Annotated in this window: 21 protein-coding genes; 10 read left to right on the plus strand and 11 right to left on the minus strand. The window is 71.4% G+C overall.

Annotated elements, in window-relative coordinates; all coding sequences use genetic code 11:
• Nucleotides 1-240 precede the first annotated feature (240 nt).
• Nucleotides 241-537, plus strand: coding sequence for a WhiB family transcriptional regulator (locus ACZ7GX_RS22465; RefSeq protein ID WP_123744590.1), 297 nt, complete (start codon nucleotides 241-243; stop codon nucleotides 535-537).
• Nucleotides 538-551: 14 nt separating this feature from the next.
• Here ACZ7GX_RS22465 and bagB read toward each other — a convergent pair whose 3' ends face one another.
• The 4 genes from bagB to ACZ7GX_RS22485 are packed head-to-tail and all read right to left on the minus strand — an operon-like array spanning nucleotide 552 to nucleotide 3,265.
• On the minus strand, nucleotides 552-1,667 hold the full coding sequence (bagB, locus tag ACZ7GX_RS22470; RefSeq protein WP_498779206.1) for an ATPase BagB: 1,116 nt from the start codon (nucleotides 1,665-1,667) through the stop codon (nucleotides 552-554).
• Nucleotides 1,664-2,656 (minus strand): ATPase BagA, encoded by a 993-nt coding sequence (bagA, locus tag ACZ7GX_RS22475; protein ID WP_498779208.1) that lies wholly within the window; start codon nucleotides 2,654-2,656, stop codon nucleotides 1,664-1,666. The genes bagB and bagA overlap by 4 nt, the downstream gene beginning before the upstream one ends.
• A 55-nt stretch (nucleotides 2,657-2,711) precedes the next feature.
• Nucleotides 2,712-2,963 carry a hypothetical protein gene (locus ACZ7GX_RS22480; protein ID WP_498779210.1) on the minus strand — a complete coding sequence of 84 codons (252 nt, stop codon included), beginning with the start codon at nucleotides 2,961-2,963 and terminating at the stop codon, nucleotides 2,712-2,714.
• A 32-nt stretch (nucleotides 2,964-2,995) separates the two neighbouring features.
• The gene (locus tag ACZ7GX_RS22485; RefSeq protein WP_498779212.1) at nucleotides 2,996-3,265 is read right to left on the minus strand and encodes a hypothetical protein; all 270 of its coding nucleotides are present in this window, start codon (nucleotides 3,263-3,265) and stop codon (nucleotides 2,996-2,998) included.
• Nucleotides 3,266-3,360: 95 nt separating this feature from the next.
• Here ACZ7GX_RS22485 and ACZ7GX_RS22490 point away from each other — a divergent pair, with 95 nt between their 5' ends.
• The 6 genes from ACZ7GX_RS22490 (at nucleotide 3,361) to ACZ7GX_RS22515 (ending at nucleotide 7,012) form a co-directional block, all read left to right on the plus strand.
• On the plus strand, nucleotides 3,361-4,218 hold the full coding sequence (locus ACZ7GX_RS22490; protein WP_498779214.1) for a helix-turn-helix domain-containing protein: 858 nt from the start codon (nucleotides 3,361-3,363) through the stop codon (nucleotides 4,216-4,218).
• Entirely contained in the window at nucleotides 4,215-4,397 is a 183-nt protein-coding gene (locus ACZ7GX_RS22495) for a DUF397 domain-containing protein (RefSeq protein ID WP_498779216.1), read from the plus strand. Before ACZ7GX_RS22490 ends, ACZ7GX_RS22495 begins: the two co-directional genes overlap by 4 nt.
• A gap of 69 nt (nucleotides 4,398-4,466) precedes the next feature.
• Nucleotides 4,467-4,622 carry a Sp36 family protein gene (gene sp36 / locus ACZ7GX_RS22500; protein WP_141979599.1) on the plus strand — a complete coding sequence of 52 codons (156 nt, stop codon included), beginning with the start codon at nucleotides 4,467-4,469 and terminating at the stop codon, nucleotides 4,620-4,622.
• Nucleotides 4,619-5,077 (plus strand): RidA family protein, encoded by a 459-nt coding sequence (locus ACZ7GX_RS22505; protein ID WP_230570029.1) that lies wholly within the window; start codon nucleotides 4,619-4,621, stop codon nucleotides 5,075-5,077. Before sp36 ends, ACZ7GX_RS22505 begins: the two co-directional genes overlap by 4 nt.
• A 1-nt stretch (nucleotide 5,078) precedes the next feature.
• The gene (locus ACZ7GX_RS22510) at nucleotides 5,079-5,681 is read left to right on the plus strand and encodes a hypothetical protein (RefSeq protein WP_498779218.1); all 603 of its coding nucleotides are present in this window, start codon (nucleotides 5,079-5,081) and stop codon (nucleotides 5,679-5,681) included.
• 38 nt (nucleotides 5,682-5,719) lie between these two features.
• Nucleotides 5,720-7,012 (plus strand): hypothetical protein, encoded by a 1,293-nt coding sequence (locus ACZ7GX_RS22515; RefSeq protein WP_498779220.1) that lies wholly within the window; start codon nucleotides 5,720-5,722, stop codon nucleotides 7,010-7,012.
• 57 nt (nucleotides 7,013-7,069) lie between these two features.
• On the opposite strand, the gene ACZ7GX_RS22520 is transcribed toward ACZ7GX_RS22515, so the two are convergent.
• Together ACZ7GX_RS22520 and ACZ7GX_RS22525 are read right to left on the minus strand one after the other, a co-directional pair.
• Nucleotides 7,070-7,969 (minus strand): Gfo/Idh/MocA family protein, encoded by a 900-nt coding sequence (locus ACZ7GX_RS22520; RefSeq protein ID WP_498779364.1) that lies wholly within the window; start codon nucleotides 7,967-7,969, stop codon nucleotides 7,070-7,072.
• An 8-nt stretch (nucleotides 7,970-7,977) separates the two neighbouring features.
• Complete coding sequence (locus ACZ7GX_RS22525; RefSeq protein ID WP_498779222.1) at nucleotides 7,978-8,334, minus strand: hypothetical protein; 357 nt, start codon at nucleotides 8,332-8,334, stop codon at nucleotides 7,978-7,980.
• A gap of 28 nt (nucleotides 8,335-8,362) precedes the next feature.
• Here ACZ7GX_RS22525 and ACZ7GX_RS22530 point away from each other — a divergent pair, with 28 nt between their 5' ends.
• A complete protein-coding gene (locus ACZ7GX_RS22530) occupies nucleotides 8,363-9,166 on the plus strand; it encodes an NUDIX hydrolase (RefSeq protein WP_498779223.1) in 804 nt (267 codons plus the stop codon).
• Nucleotides 9,163-9,936, plus strand: coding sequence for an MBL fold metallo-hydrolase (locus tag ACZ7GX_RS22535; RefSeq protein ID WP_498779224.1), 774 nt, complete (start codon nucleotides 9,163-9,165; stop codon nucleotides 9,934-9,936). The genes ACZ7GX_RS22530 and ACZ7GX_RS22535 overlap by 4 nt, the downstream gene beginning before the upstream one ends.
• On the opposite strand, the gene ACZ7GX_RS22540 is transcribed toward ACZ7GX_RS22535, so the two are convergent.
• Entirely contained in the window at nucleotides 9,922-10,215 is a 294-nt protein-coding gene (locus ACZ7GX_RS22540; protein WP_498779225.1) for a YybH family protein, read from the minus strand. The genes ACZ7GX_RS22535 and ACZ7GX_RS22540 overlap by 15 nt on opposite strands.
• 25 nt (nucleotides 10,216-10,240) lie before the next feature.
• Between ACZ7GX_RS22540 and ACZ7GX_RS22545 the strand changes: the two genes are divergently transcribed.
• A complete protein-coding gene (locus tag ACZ7GX_RS22545) occupies nucleotides 10,241-11,077 on the plus strand; it encodes a winged helix-turn-helix transcriptional regulator (RefSeq protein WP_498779227.1) in 837 nt (278 codons plus the stop codon).
• Between the two features lie 334 nt (nucleotides 11,078-11,411).
• On the opposite strand, the gene dnaN is transcribed toward ACZ7GX_RS22545, so the two are convergent.
• From dnaN to ACZ7GX_RS22565, 4 genes are all read right to left on the minus strand, one after another.
• A complete protein-coding gene (gene dnaN, locus ACZ7GX_RS22550) occupies nucleotides 11,412-12,518 on the minus strand; it encodes a DNA polymerase III subunit beta (RefSeq protein WP_498779229.1) in 1,107 nt (368 codons plus the stop codon).
• A 163-nt stretch (nucleotides 12,519-12,681) separates the two neighbouring features.
• Complete coding sequence (locus tag ACZ7GX_RS22555) at nucleotides 12,682-13,917, minus strand: MFS transporter (RefSeq protein ID WP_498779231.1); 1,236 nt, start codon at nucleotides 13,915-13,917, stop codon at nucleotides 12,682-12,684.
• 452 nt (nucleotides 13,918-14,369) lie between these two features.
• A complete protein-coding gene (locus ACZ7GX_RS22560) occupies nucleotides 14,370-15,044 on the minus strand; it encodes a Crp/Fnr family transcriptional regulator (RefSeq protein ID WP_033441932.1) in 675 nt (224 codons plus the stop codon).
• Between the two features lie 198 nt (nucleotides 15,045-15,242).
• Nucleotides 15,243-15,494 carry a hypothetical protein gene (locus ACZ7GX_RS22565; protein WP_015097743.1) on the minus strand — a complete coding sequence of 84 codons (252 nt, stop codon included), beginning with the start codon at nucleotides 15,492-15,494 and terminating at the stop codon, nucleotides 15,243-15,245.
• Nucleotides 15,495-15,681 lie beyond the last annotated feature (187 nt).

Below are 15,681 nucleotides of genomic sequence, written 5' to 3' on the forward strand. Positions count from 1 at the left end.
GGCACCTGAAGAGGTGATCGGATTCGCGCACAGTTGATTACGCAGGATGAGTACTCGTACTCAAGACAGGTAACAGGTGGGCAACCCAGGGTTGGAGGTGGAACCGGAAGGCTCTACAGTCCGTCACTGTCCAAGACAGCAGCCAACGGCATGACCACTCGATGGTGAGCCTACGGCATCCGCGGCAGGGGTGTGGCGGATTTAGAACGTCTGGGCACTGTGTGAACTGAGGTGGGGGATATGCAGCAGGTGCAGGGGGATTGGCGGATCAAGGCCTCGTGCCGTGACGAAGAGCCGGACCAGCTCTTCGTGCGCGGCGCGGAGCAGCGCAAGGCGAAGGTGGTGTGCCTGGGATGCCCGGTGCGCACCGAGTGCCTCGCCGAGGCCCTGGACAACCGGATCGAATTCGGCGTCTGGGGCGGCATGACCGAGCGTGAACGGCGGGCGTTGCTGCGGCGTCGCCCGGACGTCACCTCATGGCACGAGCTCCTCGACACCGCACGTCAGGAGCACCACGAGGAGTCCGCGGTCGGCTGACCGGCCGGGCTCCACTACTCGCCCGCCAACCGCCGACCGATCTCGTGCAGACCGTCCAGGTCGTGCACGTCGGTAGGCAGCGCGGGTACCCCGATCAGCGGAACACCGGGGTGCGCACGGGTGAACCGCGCGAGCAGTCGCTTCTCCCGATCGGCGACGGCCACGCGATCCGCGTGCACCCGCAACACCGCGGCAGCCAGCGGAGCGTCCCCAGTGCGCTCGAGCCGGTCCGCCGCCGCCAACGCGCCTGGTGCCGGCAAGGGGGCCAGCACCGGGTGCGTCCGGTTCGCGACCAGGCCGGTCAACGGCATCCGTTCCGCGCTCAACCGCTCCACGAAGTAGCTGGCCTCGCGCAACGCGTCCGGTTCGGCCGCCGCGACCACCAAGAATCCGGTTCCGGGTGATCGCAGCAGCTCATAGGTGGCCTGGGCGCGTTGCCGGAAGCCACCGAACATGCTGTCGAACGCCTGCACGAACGTCGAGGCGTCCTGCAGGAGTTGGCCGCCGACGATGGTGGACACGGCTTTGGTGAACAGGCCGAAGCCCGCGCCCACGATCTTGCGGATGCCGCGCCCGCCCGCCCGGGCGGGCGCCGACAGCATCCGGATCAGCTTGCCGTCCAGCACCGTCGACAACCGCTGCGGCGCGTCCAGGAAGTCCAGCGCCGACCGGCTCGGCGGCGTGTCCACGACGACCAGGTCCCACTCGTCGCGCTCGACCAGCTGGCCCAGCTTCTCCATCGCCATGTACTCCTGCGTGCCGGAGAACGACGTGGAAATCGTCTGGTAGAACGGGTTCGCCAGGATCTGCTCGGCCCGCTCACGACCGGCGTGCTGCCACACCATGTCGTCGAACGTGCGACGCATGTCCAGCATCATCGCGTGCAGCTCGCCCTTGACGCCCTCCACCTCGACGCGTCGCGGCTGGTTGTCCAGCTCGCCGAGGCCGAGCGACTGCGCCAGCCTGCGCGCCGGGTCGATGGTCAGCACGACGGCCCGCCTGCCGCGTTCGGCGGCACGGATGGCCAGCGCCGCCGCCGTGGTCGTCTTGCCGACGCCACCGGACCCGCAGCACACCAGCACCCGGGTCGCCGGGTCGTCCAGCAACGCGTCCACGTCGAGCCGGTTCACCGCACACCCCGCCCGACCAGCACCTCGGCCAGCTCGTAGAGCGCGGCCACGTCCACCCCGTCGGTCACCTCCGGCAGTTCCAGCGTCGGCAGGTCCGCCTCGGCCAGCTTCTCCTTCGCCCGTTCCTCCATGCGGACCCGCAACGCGTGCTCCACGGCCTGCTCGACCAGCCCGTCCAGCACGTCGGCGTCCACGTCGAGACCCGCCGCCTCCAGCCCGGTGCGCACCCGCCCGGCGTCGACCCGCCCCTCGGACGCCGACGCGACCGACCGCGCGGGCAGCCGCGGCGCGCTGACCCGGTTCACGAACACCGCGCCCGGCCGCAGGTCCGCGGCGTCCAGCTCGGCCACCGCGTCCAACGTCTCCCGCACCGGCATCTCCTCGAGCAGCGCGACCAGGTGCACCGCCGTGTCACCGGAGTGCAGCAGGTTGACCACGCCGTCGCTCTGGCCCTTGATCGGCCCCACCTTGGCGAGGTCGGCCATGGCCCTGGTGACGTCCAGGAACCGGACTACCCGACCGGTCGGCGGCGCGTCGAGCACGACGGCGTCGTACTCGTGCCGCCCGGTCTTGCCCGCGCGGCGCACGCACTCCTTGACCTTGCCGGTGAGCAGCACGTCCCGCAGGCCCGGGGCGAGCGTGGTGGCGAACTCGATCGCGCCCATCTTCTTCAACGTCCGGCCGGCGAAGCCGAGGTTGTAGAACATGTCGAGGTACTCGAGCAGCGCCGCCTCGGGGTCCACCGCGAGCGCACGCACCTCGCCGCCACCGGGCGCCGACGCGATCCGCTCCTCGGAGTACGGCAGCGGCGGGCGGTCGAACAGCTGCGCGATGCCCTGCCGGTTCTCCACCTCCACCAGCAGCACGCGCCGTCCGCCGGTGGCCAGCGCCAGCGCGAGCGCGGCGGCGACCGTGGTCTTGCCGGTCCCGCCCTTGCCCGTCACCACGTGCAGTCGCGCACGGGCGAGTTCGTCGGTCCAGCCGTTCACCAGATCAGCCTATGCGCGCCGCCCTGAGAACCGCTGGCCACGCCGCCTGTCACGGTCAGTCCCACATGGTGACGAACACCACCGCGATGGCGGTCGCCGCCACGACGCCCCACGCCAGGACCGACGGCAGCACGTACGCGATCAGCACCGCCACGACCGCGACGACCACCGCCCCGATCAGCAACGCCCGCATCACGTCGGGCCGCTTGGCGCCCTTGCGATCCCGCGCCTGCGCCATCCCGACGAGGATCATCACCAGCCCGCCCAGCAGGAACGCGCTGGTGGCGACGATCCGCCACGTTTCCACGTGATCAACGCTAGCGCCGCGTGATGGCCCAGTCACGTCACGCTTTGGGGCTCCGGCACCACCTCCTCCCCTTCCACCCACACCAGGCGCGCCCGCGCCGTCCTGTCGATCGCGAAGTACCAGAGCGCCCGCTCCGCGCTCGTGGTCGAGATCCGCAGGCCCGGACCGCCCTCCGGACCCGTCACCTCCGCCGTGCCGTCCCCGAAGTCCAGGCCCCACGCCGCGACCCACCCGTCCTCGGCGTCCTCCTGGACGATCGCGAACAGCCTCGGCGCCTCCGCGACCACGTCTTCGTCATCCATGGTTTGAGAGTACAGTTTGATTTGTTCAAGTCGGTCGAATCGAACGAGTGAAGTTCGGGCGATACGTTGTCACCGAGAGTGGTTAGGGTGATCGAATGGCTATTGGCTCGACGCGGGGCAAGCGCAGGCTCGGACGCCACATCCGGCCGATCCTGGAGCGGTCCGGCCTCAAGGTGGACGAGGTGGTCAAGTCCTCAAGGGTGTCCCGGCCGACGATCGTCCGGATGCTCTCCGGCGACGCCCTGGCGCGCTGGCCCACGCTGGCGATGGTCCTCGACGTCATCGGGGCGACGCCGGAGGAGAAGACACGCGCGCTCCAGCTCTGGGAGGTAGCCGACGTCGACCCGTACGCGATCGAGCACGCCCGCGACCTGCCCAGCGGCTACAAGCGGTTCCGGATGGACGAGCTGGAGGCGGTGCGGGAACGCTCGCTCGACCCGGCGTTGATCACGGGCCTGCTCCAGACGGCCGGCTACGCCGAGGCGGTCGCGCGGGCCACCTCCAGGCGGATCATCGGCGACAGTTGGGACGCGCACGCCGCCGCCGAGAGGTCTGAGCGGCAGGAGCTGTTGTCCCGCGAGAAGCCGTTGGAGTTCCACGCGCTGGTCGACGAAGCGGCGCTCCGGCGGTTGGTGGGCGGGGCCGAGGTGATGCGCGGGCAGTTGGACCACCTCGTCGCCGTGGCCGACCTGCCGAACGTGACCATCCAAGTCCTGCCGTACAGCCGTGGGGCGTACGAGGCGCAGGCCGGCGGGCTGCACCTGCTGGACTTCGCCGAGTCGGACGAGCCCATCACGGCCTATGTGGAGGCACTGACCGGCCTCGCGGCGGTGGAAGATGAAGATGCCGAGGTGCTGTCGGCTGTGTGGGACGACGCGGCACGCCTCGCGCTCACGGCCGAGGACTCCGTGGGCCTCATCAAGGAAGTGCGGGACACACTAGGAGATTCGTGACCGACCGAAGATGGCGGAAGAGCAGCCGGAGCGCCTCCGCTGCGCAGTGCGTCGAGTTGGCGATCGGTGAGCAGGTCGCCGGGGTGCGGGACACCAAGAACCGGGACGGCGGGACGTTGGAGTTCGGCGTGCGGGCCTTCTCCGCGTTCCTGGCCGATGTGAAGAGGTCTCGGGTCTGAGCACGGCGTGACACGAATGGGGGTACTCGGACGGGTGCCCCCATTCGACACCCCGCTAGGCTGCCGCTCATGCAGAAGTGGGAGTACGCGACGGTCCCGCTGTTGATCCACGCCACCAAGGCGATCCTGGACCAGTGGGGTGCCGACGGTTGGGAGCTGGTCACCGTGCTGCCGAACCCGAGCGGCGAGCAGCACGTCGCCTACCTGAAGCGGCCCAAGGCATGAGCTGGACGGCACGTCTGGCCGAGTTGGGTGTCGAACTGCCCGAGGTCGCGGCTCCGGTCGCCTCCTACGTGCCCGCCGCGCGCACCGGGCAGCTGGTCTTCACGTCCGGGCAGCTGCCGTTCGTCAAGGGCTCGCTCGCCGCCACCGGCAAGGTCGGCGGCGACATCAGCCCCGAAGAGGCCAAGGCGCACGCCCGCACCTGCGCGCTGAACGCGCTGGCCGCCGTCGACGCGCTGGTCGGCCTCGACAAGGTCGTGCGCGTCGTCAAACTGGTCGGGTTCGTCGCCTCCGCCGACGGCTTCACCGGCCAGCCCGCCGTGATCAACGGCGCCTCCGACCTGCTCGCCGAGGTGTTCGGCGAAGCCGGGCGGCACGCGCGGGCCGCGGTCGGCGTCGCCGAGTTGCCGCTGGGCGCGCCGGTCGAGGTGGAACTGATCGTCGAGATCGGGGAGTGAGATGTCGGACACGTGCCACGAGCTGTTGCTGAGGCTGGCCGGTCGGCTGCCGGACGACCTCCTCTGGAGGTTCCGGGACTGGGCCGCCACGGACGCCGTCGCGGTGCTCGCGAGAGCCCTTCCGCGCACGTTGCTGCACGACAGGATCGGTCTGACCGACTACGAGCAGCGCCTGCTGGCCGACGCCCTCGTGCCGCACGGGGCCGACCGGTCCACGATCAGTTCTGTCAAAGGGCTGGACGAACTGCCCGAATCCGGCTACACCTTCTCCCCGGAATCACCCGATCGGGTGTCGATGGGTGATTCCGCGACCGTGGTGCTCGGAGCGACCTTGCGGGGACGCCTCGGGGTCGGCGAAGTCCGGTCCTCGTGGCGGCTGGGCGAGGGCGGACCCAGGAGGGTGATCCTGGTCACCGCCTCGACCGGCGAAGCCCGGCTGACCGGTGAGCTCCAGCGGGTGCTGCGGGCGCTCGGCGAGCACGACCCCTGTGTTGAGGTCCTGCCCGCCGGACTGGACCTGCCGCCCTACCACAGGGCGGCGTTGGCGGCATCGGAGCTGGTGTGCGCCGGCGCTGACGCCGACGGGCACTTGGTGCCCGTATAGAGCTCGGCGCTCCCGCGCGGGCCGGAAGGAGAACAGGCGTGACGAACGACGGAGTGGGACTCCCCGTCCGTTTACACGACCTCCTGTTGGCGTTGGCCGGACGCGTCGACGACGACGCGTTGACCCAGGCTCGGGAGCTGCTGGCGGTCGCCGAGCTGGACAGAGCCGTGGAGCTCGTCGTCGGCTGCCTGCTGGCCGGCCGCATCCCGGTGTCGCCGGAGGAACGCCACGAGATCGGCTTGCTGCTGGGCGAGGTCCGGTCGGACCGGACGCTGGCGGACAGGCTGTTCGCGGTGGAGCGCGTGCCGGTGGTCAAGCACCGGTTCAGCGTGGAGTCCGACCCGGCCGAGGGCCTGGGCGACGTGCTGGGCAAGACCGTGTCGGTGCTGCCGGACGTGCGCGGCGTGCGCGCCACGTGGCGGTCCAGCCCGGCCGGCGCGACGCCCGGACCGCTGCCCCAGCGGGTCGTCCTGGTGGACATCGGCCCGGCGGGCTTCGCGCCCGCCACCGCCTACCGGGTGGACACCGTGCTGCGCAAGGCGGGCATCCGCGCGGCGGTCGAGGTGCTGTCCGTGGGCACGCAACTCGGCGAGTACCACGCGGCGGCCGTCACCACGGCGCGCGAGGTGTTCTTCCCGTCGGGGTCCACGAGCCCACAGCCACCACCGGACTCGGCCGCGTGGTTCGACGGTGAAGTCCGGGGCCAGGCACCGGTCGTCGAGCCGGAACCGGTGCCTGTCGAACCCCAGAACGGCTCCAAGTCACGTCGGGCGCGCGTCGAGTCCTACGAGGGCGTGCAGCCGTTCCCACCCAAGCCGGTGAAGCGGTTGCCGGTGCGCGAGCCGGTCGAGGACGTCCGCGTCGAGGAAGCGCGCGTCGAGGACGCCCACGTCGAGGACGTTCGCGTCGACGATGTCCGCGTTGACGACGTTCGCCTTGACGACGAGGTGCACGTGGTCGACGTTCACCCGGACGAGGTGCTGGACGTGCGCGTCGAGGAGACGCCCGTCGAGCCGCCGCCCGTGGTCGACGAACGGCCGCCGATGCCGATGTTCGCGTTCCCGGACGACCACCCGCTGTCGCGGGCCGAGGTCACCACGGAACTCGGGCCGGACGACCTGGCCGCGTTGCAGGCCGCGTTGGCGGAGGGGCAGGCGCCCGCCGCCGTGCAGCTGCCGCCGACCGTGGACGCCAAGCTCAGCGACCGGGAACGGGCGTTGTTGCAGCAGTTGCACGAGGAGCTGGCGCAGCGGGAGCAGCAGTCGTGGCCCGGTGGCCCCGAGTTCGTCAACGGGACGCCGAAGCCGACGAACGGCAAGTACCCCGGCTAGAGGTTCCACAGCTCGGCCCTGTCGTCCCCGGTGAGGGGGCGGCAGGGCCGAGCTGCTTCACGCCTCGGCCTTCCTCCGCGCCAGGTCGATGATCCGCTGCAGGTGCAGGCCGCGGCGGACGTCCAGCGGGTGCTCGGTCGTGCCGCTGTCGATCATGGCCACGAAGTCGTCCAGCAGGTTCGTGAAGGCCTGTTGCGCGGTCGTGCCGCGGTCGGCCAGCACGCGGTGCCCGTGCTCGCCGTAGACGATCACCTCGGCGATGCTCGGGTTGAGCGGCAACGTCATGGTCATCGTGGCCACGCTGGTCGCGCCGCCCTCGTGCTGGAAGACGATCTGCCACAGGCCGTGCTCGGACCGGTTGGCCGCGATGACGTCGGTGATCGTGCCCAGGGTGGCGTCGAGCAGGTCGAACGCGTGCGGGCCGATGTCGTCCAGCGGGCCGCGCTCGTGCCGCCACGGCGAGTGCGAGAACGGGCCGCCGAGGAGCGCTCCGGTGAGCCAGCGCGCGCTGCCGCCCACCCAGCCGCCCTGCTGCTCGAGCTGGGCCAGCTGTTCCCGGGTCTCGGGGGCGTAGCGCTTGGTGAGGACGACCAGGGAGGCGACGCCGTTGGCCTTGACGGCGTCGGCGAGGCGTTCGGCGTCGGCGAGACTGGCCGCGATCGGCTTCTCCAGGACGAGGTGCTTGCCCTGCTCGGCCGCCTTGATCGCGATCTCGGCCTGGACGCCCGGCGGGACGGCGAACGCGACCGCGTCCACGTCGGCGATGAGCTCGTCGGGGGTCTTGGCGACGGCCGCGCCGTGCGCCAGGGCGAGTTCGGTGGCCGCCTCTTCACGGCGGGCCCAGATGGTGGTCAGGCGGGTGCCCGGGTGGTCGGCGATGCCCGGCGCGTGCACCATGGTCGCCCACGGGCCGGCACCGACGAGTCCTACGCGCAGCTGTTCGTCCACTTGGCCCATCCTGCCTTTCATCGGCCGCCGACGTAACTCGATTCCGGGACGAAGATCCGGCCGCCGTGGTCGAAGGCCAGCTCCACGCCGTCCGGGCGGCGTTCGACCTCGGGCGTGGTGTCCCAGCCGTTCGGGATCTCCACCACGTGGCCGTAGTCGGGTGTGCGGCCGAGCCACACCTCGTGGTGCGTGCCGCCGACCAGGCTGGAGCGCTCTTTGACGTAGACGTTCGGCGAGCCCTCGTTCGTGCTGGTCGTGGTGCTGCCGGGGAGGAAGAGGAGCACGGCCGCGGTCGCCGTCAGGGCCGTGCCGAGGATCGCGCCCGTGACGAACAGCAGGACGTTGAGGAGGCAGCCTTTGCGCGTGGTGTCCACACGCGGATGATCCTCGTAGGCTCGGGTCGTGCGCGAACTCCCCGATGAACTCGTGTTGCCGGCCTCCGCGGTGCCCCCGGACTTCAGCGGGCCCCCGGTGGAGCCCCGTGACGCGGCGACCGTGGTGCTGGTGCGTGACGGCGCGGCGGGGCTGGAGGCGTTCCTGCTGCGGCGGGTGGCCGGGATGGCGTTCGCGGGCGGGATGACGGTGTTCCCCGGTGGTGGGGTCGACCGGCGTGACGCGGACACGTCGGTGGCGTGGAGCGGGCCGCCGCCGTCGTGGTGGGCGTCGCGGTTCGGGTGTTCCGTCGAGCTGGCCACGGCTTTGGTGTGCGCGGCGGTGCGGGAGACGTTCGAGGAGTCCGGGGTGTTGTTGGCCGGGCCTTCGTCGTCGTCGGTGGTGGCCGACACGGCTGCTTACGCCGCGGCGCGTGCGGCGTTGGTGGGGCGGGAGTTGTCGTTGGCGCAGTTCCTGGCCGCGGAGGGGTTGGTGCTGCGGGCGGATCTGCTGCGGCCGTGGGCGAACTGGTTGACGCCGGTGGAGGAGCCTCGGCGGTACGACACGTACTTCTTCGTGGCCGTGCTGCCGGAGGGGCAGAGCGCCGACGGGGTGACGACGGAGGCCTCGGACGCGGCTTGGCAGCGGCCCGCGGAGGCCCTGGCGGACTGGAAGGGCGGGCGGCGGGCGTTGATGCCGCCCACTTGGGTGACGTTGATGGAGTTGGACGAGTTGGGGTCGGTGGCGGCGGTGCTGGACGCGCCCCGGACGGTGTCGAAGGTGATTCCGAAGTTGGTGCGGGAGGGGTCGGTGTTCCGGGTGGTCGTGCCGTGAGCGGGTTGGCTTATGGGGTGTTGCGGCAGGTCACGCCCACGGCGGCGGTGTTGCTGGCGGAGAACCCCGGTGTGATGACGTTGGAGGGGACGAACACCTGGGTGTTGCGCGCGCCCGGGTCGGCGTCGTGCGTGGTGGTCGATCCCGGGCCGGCGGATGACGTGCATTTGGGGCGGATCGCGTTGGAAGCGCCGGTGGAGGTGGTGCTGCTGACGCACGGTCATCCCGATCATTCGGATGGGGCACGTTCGTTCGGGCGACTGGTGGATGCGCCGGTGAGGTCGGTGGACCCGGCGTTCCGGTTGGGTGGGGAGGGGTTGGCGGAGGGTGACGTGATCTCGGCGGCCGGGTTGTCGATCCGGGTGTTGCCCACGCCGGGGCACACGGCTGACTCGGTGTGCTTCCTGCTGGACGATGCCGTGTTGACCGGGGACACGGTGCTGGGTCGGGGGACGACCGTGGTCGCCCATCCGGATGGGCGACTTGGTGACTACCTGGAGTCGTTGCGGCTGCTGACCACGCTTCCGGTGGGCACGATCGGGTTGCCGGGACACGGGCCGGAGTTGCCGGACGTGGTGGCTGCCGCCGGTGGGTACTTGGTGCACCGGGAGCAGCGGTTGGCCCAGGTTCGGGCGGCGGTGGCGGCGTTGGGCGGTGCTCCGACGGCGCGCGAGGTGGTGGAGGTGGTGTACGCGGAGGTGGATCGTTCGCTGTGGCCGGCGGCGGAGTGGTCGGTGCGGGCGCAGTTGGAGTACCTACGCGATGCCTGACGGGTTGTCGATCGCGTAGCGCCAGGCGCCGTCGGGGCCTCGGCGGGCGACGTCGGTCGCCGTGCCGGTGATGTCGCCGATGCGCCAGTCGACGATGAGCAGGGCCAGGTCGTTCCTCGTGATTACCTTTCGGGTGACGACGGTCATCTTTTCGGTGAGTGCGAGGTGTCCGTCGAGCTCGGCCGGCTGCGCCCCGGGCTCGTAAAGCCCGCTGGGGTCGCCGGCGTTGAAGGCTTGGGCGAACAGCGGGGGCAACTCTTCTGGGGTACGAGCGATCATGCGGGTGACGCTAGGAGGACGTCGCGTGACCAACCAAACGGTGAGCACCGGGCCTCGCTCCAACGCCACCACAACCACCACCCACCGTGCCGCCGCCGACCGTGCGCCCGCCGCCCCTGCCGCCGCCGCTCCCGGCCTCGCCGACCCTGCCGCCGCCGACCGCGCGCCCGCCACGTCTGCCGCCGCCGCTCCCGGCCTCGCCGCCCCAGCGGCCGCCGCCACTCCCGGCCTCGCCGACCCGGCGGTCGCCGCCGCTCACCCGATCGCGGCCGTTGACGCCAACGCGAAACCCGCCGCCGCCGACCCCGCCGCCGCCGACCCCGCCGCCGCCGACCCCGCCGACCCCGCCGCCGACCGTGCCATCGCCGCCAACCTCGCAGCGATCGCCCCTGCCGCCGACCGTGCCATCGCTGCCGCTTCGGCTGCAGAGGCCACCGCAACCGCGCCCGCAATCGCACCCGCGGCCGCTGACGCCATTGCCGACCGCGCCGCCATCGCCGAGGCCGCGGCCCGGACCAGGGCCAGCGCCTGGGAGGGCGAGCCGCACGGCGAGGTCGATCACCCGGTGCCCGACTGCCCGGTGGAGGTGACGTTGCGGGCGTTGCGCGGTCGGTGGACGACGTTGGTGGTGCGGGAGTTGTTCGCGGGTGAGCGGACGTTCGGTGACTTGGCCGCTGCCCTGCCGGCGTTGTCGGACAAGGTGCTCAGCGATCGGCTCGGGCAGCTCGTCGAGTGCGGCGTCGTGGTGCGGGTGCGGGAGCCGGGGTGGCCCAGCCGGGTGCAGTACTCGCTGACGTCTCGTGGGCACGCGTTGCGTGAGGTGCTGGACGCCATGTGGGCCTGGGGCGCTGCCGTGCGGTAGGCGGCTCGGCTGCGGGCTGCGGGCTGCGGGCTGCGGGCTGCGGGCTGCGGGCTGCGGGCTGCGGGCTGCGGGGCTGCGGGCTACGGGGCTGCGGGCTACGGGGCTGCGGGCTACGGGGCTGCGGGCTGTGGGGCTGCGGGCTGTGGGCTGTGGGGCTGCTGGGTGGTCAGTGGGGCGGGGGTGGTTCGGCTGTGGGGCTGCCGGGTGGTGGGTGGGTTGGGGTGGTGGTGAGTCGGGGGTGGTCGAGGCGTTCCGCTGGTTTTCAACCGAGGTGCGGTAACGGTGTTTTCGTACATTTTTGGGCGATGTTCACTCGATGGTGTCCAGTGGCGGGTTAGGAGACGGTTCGGAGGGGGACGACCAGGTAGGTCAGTTCTACTCCGTCCGGTCCCGCTTGGCTCGTCAGGACGGTGGAGCGGAGGCCGTCCTGGATTCGGAGTTCGACCCGGCGGCCGCTGAAGGCGCGCAGGGCGTCTGCCAGGTACTTGGCCTGGAAGGTCTTGGTCACGCGGTTGCCGTCGATGGTGGCTTTGATCGACTCCTCGGACTCGCCGCTCTGCGGGTCGCTGCCGCGCACCCGCAGCTCCCCGTCGTCCACCTGGATGGTGACCGAACCGTGCGGCCCGGCGTACGGGACGGCGCGGCGCACCGCACCGGCCAGCACATCGGCCTCCACCAACACCGTGCTGTCGATGACCGCCTCCAACAGCTTCCGCACTCGATCGTCGGGGAACGGGGCCGCCAGCAGCGCCGTGCTCACGCTCCCGCCCGCCCACGACAAGGCGATGCGGTCCGCGTCGGCGTGCACCGCCACCTCCGCCTCGCGGTCCGGCTGCCGGGACGCCTCGGCCAGCACCACCGCCGGCGCCAGCACGTCCAGCTCACCCGTCGGCGCCCACGGTAGCGAAGCGAACGCCATGCGATAGCGGTCCGTCGCGATCAGCTCCAGCCGCCCTCCCGGCGCGCTGTGCATCCGCACCCCGGTGAACATCGGCAGGGCGTCGTCCTTCGACGCGGCCGACGACACCGGGGTCAGGGCGGCGGTCAGGGTGAGGGCCGGGATGACGCCCACGGCGGGCGGCAGCGGGGGGATGCCCGGGTGGGACGCGAGGTCCAGCTGTGGCAGGGCGAAGCGGGCCGTCGAGGTGCGCACGGCCAGGCGCGATCCCTCGACGACGAGTCTGACCTGCGGGTCTTCCAGGCTGCGGAGGGTCTCGGCGAGCGGACGGGCCGGGACGACCACGGCGCCGTCGGTGTGCACGGTCGCGGCACGGGTCAGGCGGACGGCGTGTTCGCGGTCGCTGCCCGCCAGCTCGACGCCGCCGCCGGACGCGCGCAGCACCAAACCGGCCAGCACCGGGTCGTAGACCCTGGTCGGCAGGAGGCGGGCGACATCGGCGGCGGCGGAGGCCAGGTCGGCGGTGGTGGCGGTCAGGTCCATGCGGTGAAGCTAGACCCGACCACCGACAATTCCGGCCCCGGTGATGGGGAGACGGGGAGACGAAGGCCTGGGGAGGCCGGCGGACGGTTGGGGGTGCGTCGGCGGGGGACCCGGGCGATCGGCGGGAGGCTGTGGCCGGTGCGTCGGCGGGGGACGCGGGCGGTCAGCGCGAGACCAGGGCCAGTTCGTCCTGGCGCAGCGGCACGCCGGCGGCCACCGTGCCGCGGAAGATCCACACCAAAGCCGCGATCACCAGACCGGCGCCCGCCGCCGCGACGAACGCCACGCCGGTGCCGTAGACCTCGACCAGCTGACCGCTCGCCGACTGGCCGATCGCCAACCCGACCGTCACCGCCGTCACCACCCAGCCGAACGCCTCGGTGGCCGTCCCGGCGGGCGCGACCTGCTCGATCGCCGCCGAGTGGGTGGTGGCCTGCGGCGTGATCAGGGTGCCGACCACGAACAGCGCCGCACCCAGGCCGATCAACGTCGTCGGCACGGCGAGCAGCAGCGACAGCAGCGCGAACCCGCCGAGCAGCACCGGCAGCCGCAGGTGCATCGCCCGCGGGAACGGCTTCATCGAGTACAGGATGCCGAACAGCACCGAGCTCACCGACCACAGGCTGAGCAGCAGCCCGCCCATGCCGACGTGACCGGCCTGCGCCGCGGCCGCGGGCACGGCCACCTCGATGAACCCGATCGTCACGCCGAAGCCCAACGCCGCCAACGCGACCGTGCGCATGCCGGGTGAGGCCAGCGCGCCGAGCAGGTTCCGGCTCATCGGCGCCGGACGGACACCGCGCACCGTCGGGTTCAACGCGAACCACAGCGCGCCGACCGCCATCGACGCCGCGCCGATCACCACGCCGGTCCCCGCCCACGGCGCCGTGACCAGCAGCCCGGCGAGACCGGGACCCAGGATGAAGAAGACCTCCATGCTGATCGCCTCGTAGGCGTACCCGGCCAGCCGCGTGGGCCCGGCCGGCAGCACGTGCGACCACAGGGCGCGGGACGCGGAGCCGACCATCGGCTCGGTGATCCCCACCAGGAACGCCACCGGCACCAGCACGGCCAACGTGGCGCCGGCCTCGACCGCGCCGATCGCCAACGCCACGAACACCGCGAACAGCGACACGGCGCCGAGCAGCGGGCGGGTCGGCCCGTGCCGGTCCATCAACCTGCCCTGCACGATCGACCCGACCGCGACACCCACCAACGACGACGCCGACACCAGACCGGCCGCGGCGAACGAGCCGGTCTCGCGCTGCACGTAGAGCAGCAGCGACAGACCGACCATCGCGATCGGCAGGCGGGCGAGCAGGGACGCGACCACGGGGCCGCGCATTCCCGGGGTGGTGAGGGCAGCTCGGTAGTCGGAGAGGCGGGCAGAGTGGGACATGTGTACCAGTATGCCCCGCACTGGTACGCCCGTACCAGTCATTGCGCGGTGTGATCCATCACCTGGTCATCGCGGGTGCGCCGGATGGTCTTGAACCGTCCATCGGCTGGGAGTGGGTTGCAGTTCGGTTACAACAATGGGATGACCGGGTGAAACCACCCGGAGAAACCGCTGAACAGAGGGTCCTTGAGGGTGAACGGGCTTGAGTTGCGGGGGAGGTGGCATGCGATCGTGGAAGCAGCCACCACCAAATCACCGCCAAGCTGCCGTCGTGCCGTTTCGACTGCGGTAGCAGCGGGTAACCAAGCCTCCTTCCGGCGCCACGAGGGTCGGGGCCTGCGGGTGCCGGAGGTGTGGAAGGCGCGGTCTGTCGGGGGATGGGCCGTGCGGCAACAAGACCGGTGCGCCGCGTCGGGGGCGGCGCCCGGTCTTGTTGTTCTCTCCGGTGCTGTTCAGCGGGCGCGGCGGGCCAGGCGCTCCGGGTCCAGGATCAGCACGCTCTTGCCTTCCAGCCGCAGCCAACCGCGGTGGGCGAAGTCGGCCAGGGCCTTGTTCACCGTCTCGCGCGAGGCGCCCACGAACTGGGCGATCTCCTCCTGCGTCAGGTCGTGGGTGACCCGCAGCAGTCCGGCCTCCTGGCTGCCGAAGCGCTGCGCGAGCTGCAGCAACGCCTTGGCGACCCGGCCGGGCACGTCGGTGAAGATCAGGTCGGCCAGCATGGAGTTCGTCCGGCGCAGCCTGCGGGCCAGGGCCCTCAGCAACTGCTCGGCGATCTCCGGCCGGTTGGTGATCCACTGCCGCAGCGCTGGGCGGTCCATGCTGACCGCGCGCACTTCGGTCACCGTGGTCGCGGTGGACGTGCGCGGACCCGGGTCGAAGATCGACAGCTCGCCGAACATGTCGGACGGTCCGAAGATCCCCAAGAGGTTCTCCCGGCCGTCCGGCGACTTGCGGCCGATCTTCACCTTGCCGGACTGGATGATGTAGAGCCGGTCTCCCGGCTCGCCTTCCGCGAAGATCACGTGGCCACGCGGGAATTCAACAGACTCCAGCGTCTGCGCCAGCGCCTCCGCTGCGGCCTGTTCAACCCCCTGGAAAATGCCCGCGCGGGCCAGGGTCTCGTCCACCTCGTCCCTCCTGTCGAGACGCGGCGGCATGGTTGAGCGCGTTCCGCCTTCTGGCGGATCAGCGCCTGCCGCCGATCACTGAGTGCAGTCTAAGGGCTGTGGTCGGGATCGCCTTTCGGCGCGCCGCCCATCGCAGCCCGGACAGCCCGATAAGGCCCGCGGGGGGTTGACCCCGTGGGCCTCGCCGGTCCTTCCCGCTTAGCGGCGGGTGCGCCGCTGACGCAGGTTCCTGGCACGACCGCCCAGCCTGCGCAGCCGGAACAGCTCCAGCGCGCGGCCGATGCCGTGCCCGTAGAGCGCCCTGACCTCGTCGGGGCGCGCCGACTCCAGGAACTCCTCGACCTCGTCCTCCTGCACGGCGACGTGCCGCAGACGAGCTTCGACGCGCTCCATGAAGAGCGCGAAGAACATGATCACGATCGGAACGGCGATGACGAACCAGGCAGTCATGATGGCTCCGATCCTTGCGCATCCGGTTCGGCGCGCGGTCAAGGGGGGTCATTCCGGCGTGTCGGTTCGAGGTCCTTCAGACGTTCAAAGGACGTGTGCGGTCGGCCGATGGTTGCCTGCCCACGATCGTCGCGCGTCAAACCGGACGCCGCCCGCCGGCCCGTATCCCCCGCGAGGGTGGGTCTTC

The organism is Actinosynnema sp. NPDC037264, from assembly GCF_055603705.1.

Excerpts from the sequence above, each read along its gene's own strand:
- ACZ7GX_RS22565 (WP_015097743.1), bottom strand. The coding sequence starts at position 15,494 with ATGACTGCCTGGTTCGTCATCGCCGTTCCGATCGTGATCATGTTCTTC.
- ACZ7GX_RS22555 (WP_498779231.1), bottom strand. The coding sequence starts at position 13,917 with ATGTCCCACTCTGCCCGCCTCTCCGACTACCGAGCTGCCCTCACCACC.
- ACZ7GX_RS22505 (WP_230570029.1), top strand. The coding sequence starts at position 4,619 with ATGAGCTGGACGGCACGTCTGGCCGAGTTGGGTGTCGAACTGCCCGAG.
- ACZ7GX_RS22485 (WP_498779212.1), bottom strand. The coding sequence starts at position 3,265 with ATGGATGACGAAGACGTGGTCGCGGAGGCGCCGAGGCTGTTCGCGATC.
- ACZ7GX_RS22510 (WP_498779218.1), top strand. The coding sequence starts at position 5,079 with ATGTCGGACACGTGCCACGAGCTGTTGCTGAGGCTGGCCGGTCGGCTG.
- ACZ7GX_RS22490 (WP_498779214.1), top strand. The coding sequence starts at position 3,361 with ATGGCTATTGGCTCGACGCGGGGCAAGCGCAGGCTCGGACGCCACATC.
- dnaN (WP_498779229.1), bottom strand. The coding sequence starts at position 12,518 with ATGGACCTGACCGCCACCACCGCCGACCTGGCCTCCGCCGCCGCCGAT.
- ACZ7GX_RS22520 (WP_498779364.1), bottom strand. The coding sequence starts at position 7,969 with ATGGGCCAAGTGGACGAACAGCTGCGCGTAGGACTCGTCGGTGCCGGC.
- ACZ7GX_RS22540 (WP_498779225.1), bottom strand. The coding sequence starts at position 10,215 with ATGATCGCTCGTACCCCAGAAGAGTTGCCCCCGCTGTTCGCCCAAGCC.
- ACZ7GX_RS22465 (WP_123744590.1), top strand. The coding sequence starts at position 241 with ATGCAGCAGGTGCAGGGGGATTGGCGGATCAAGGCCTCGTGCCGTGAC.
- sp36 (WP_141979599.1), top strand. The coding sequence starts at position 4,467 with ATGCAGAAGTGGGAGTACGCGACGGTCCCGCTGTTGATCCACGCCACC.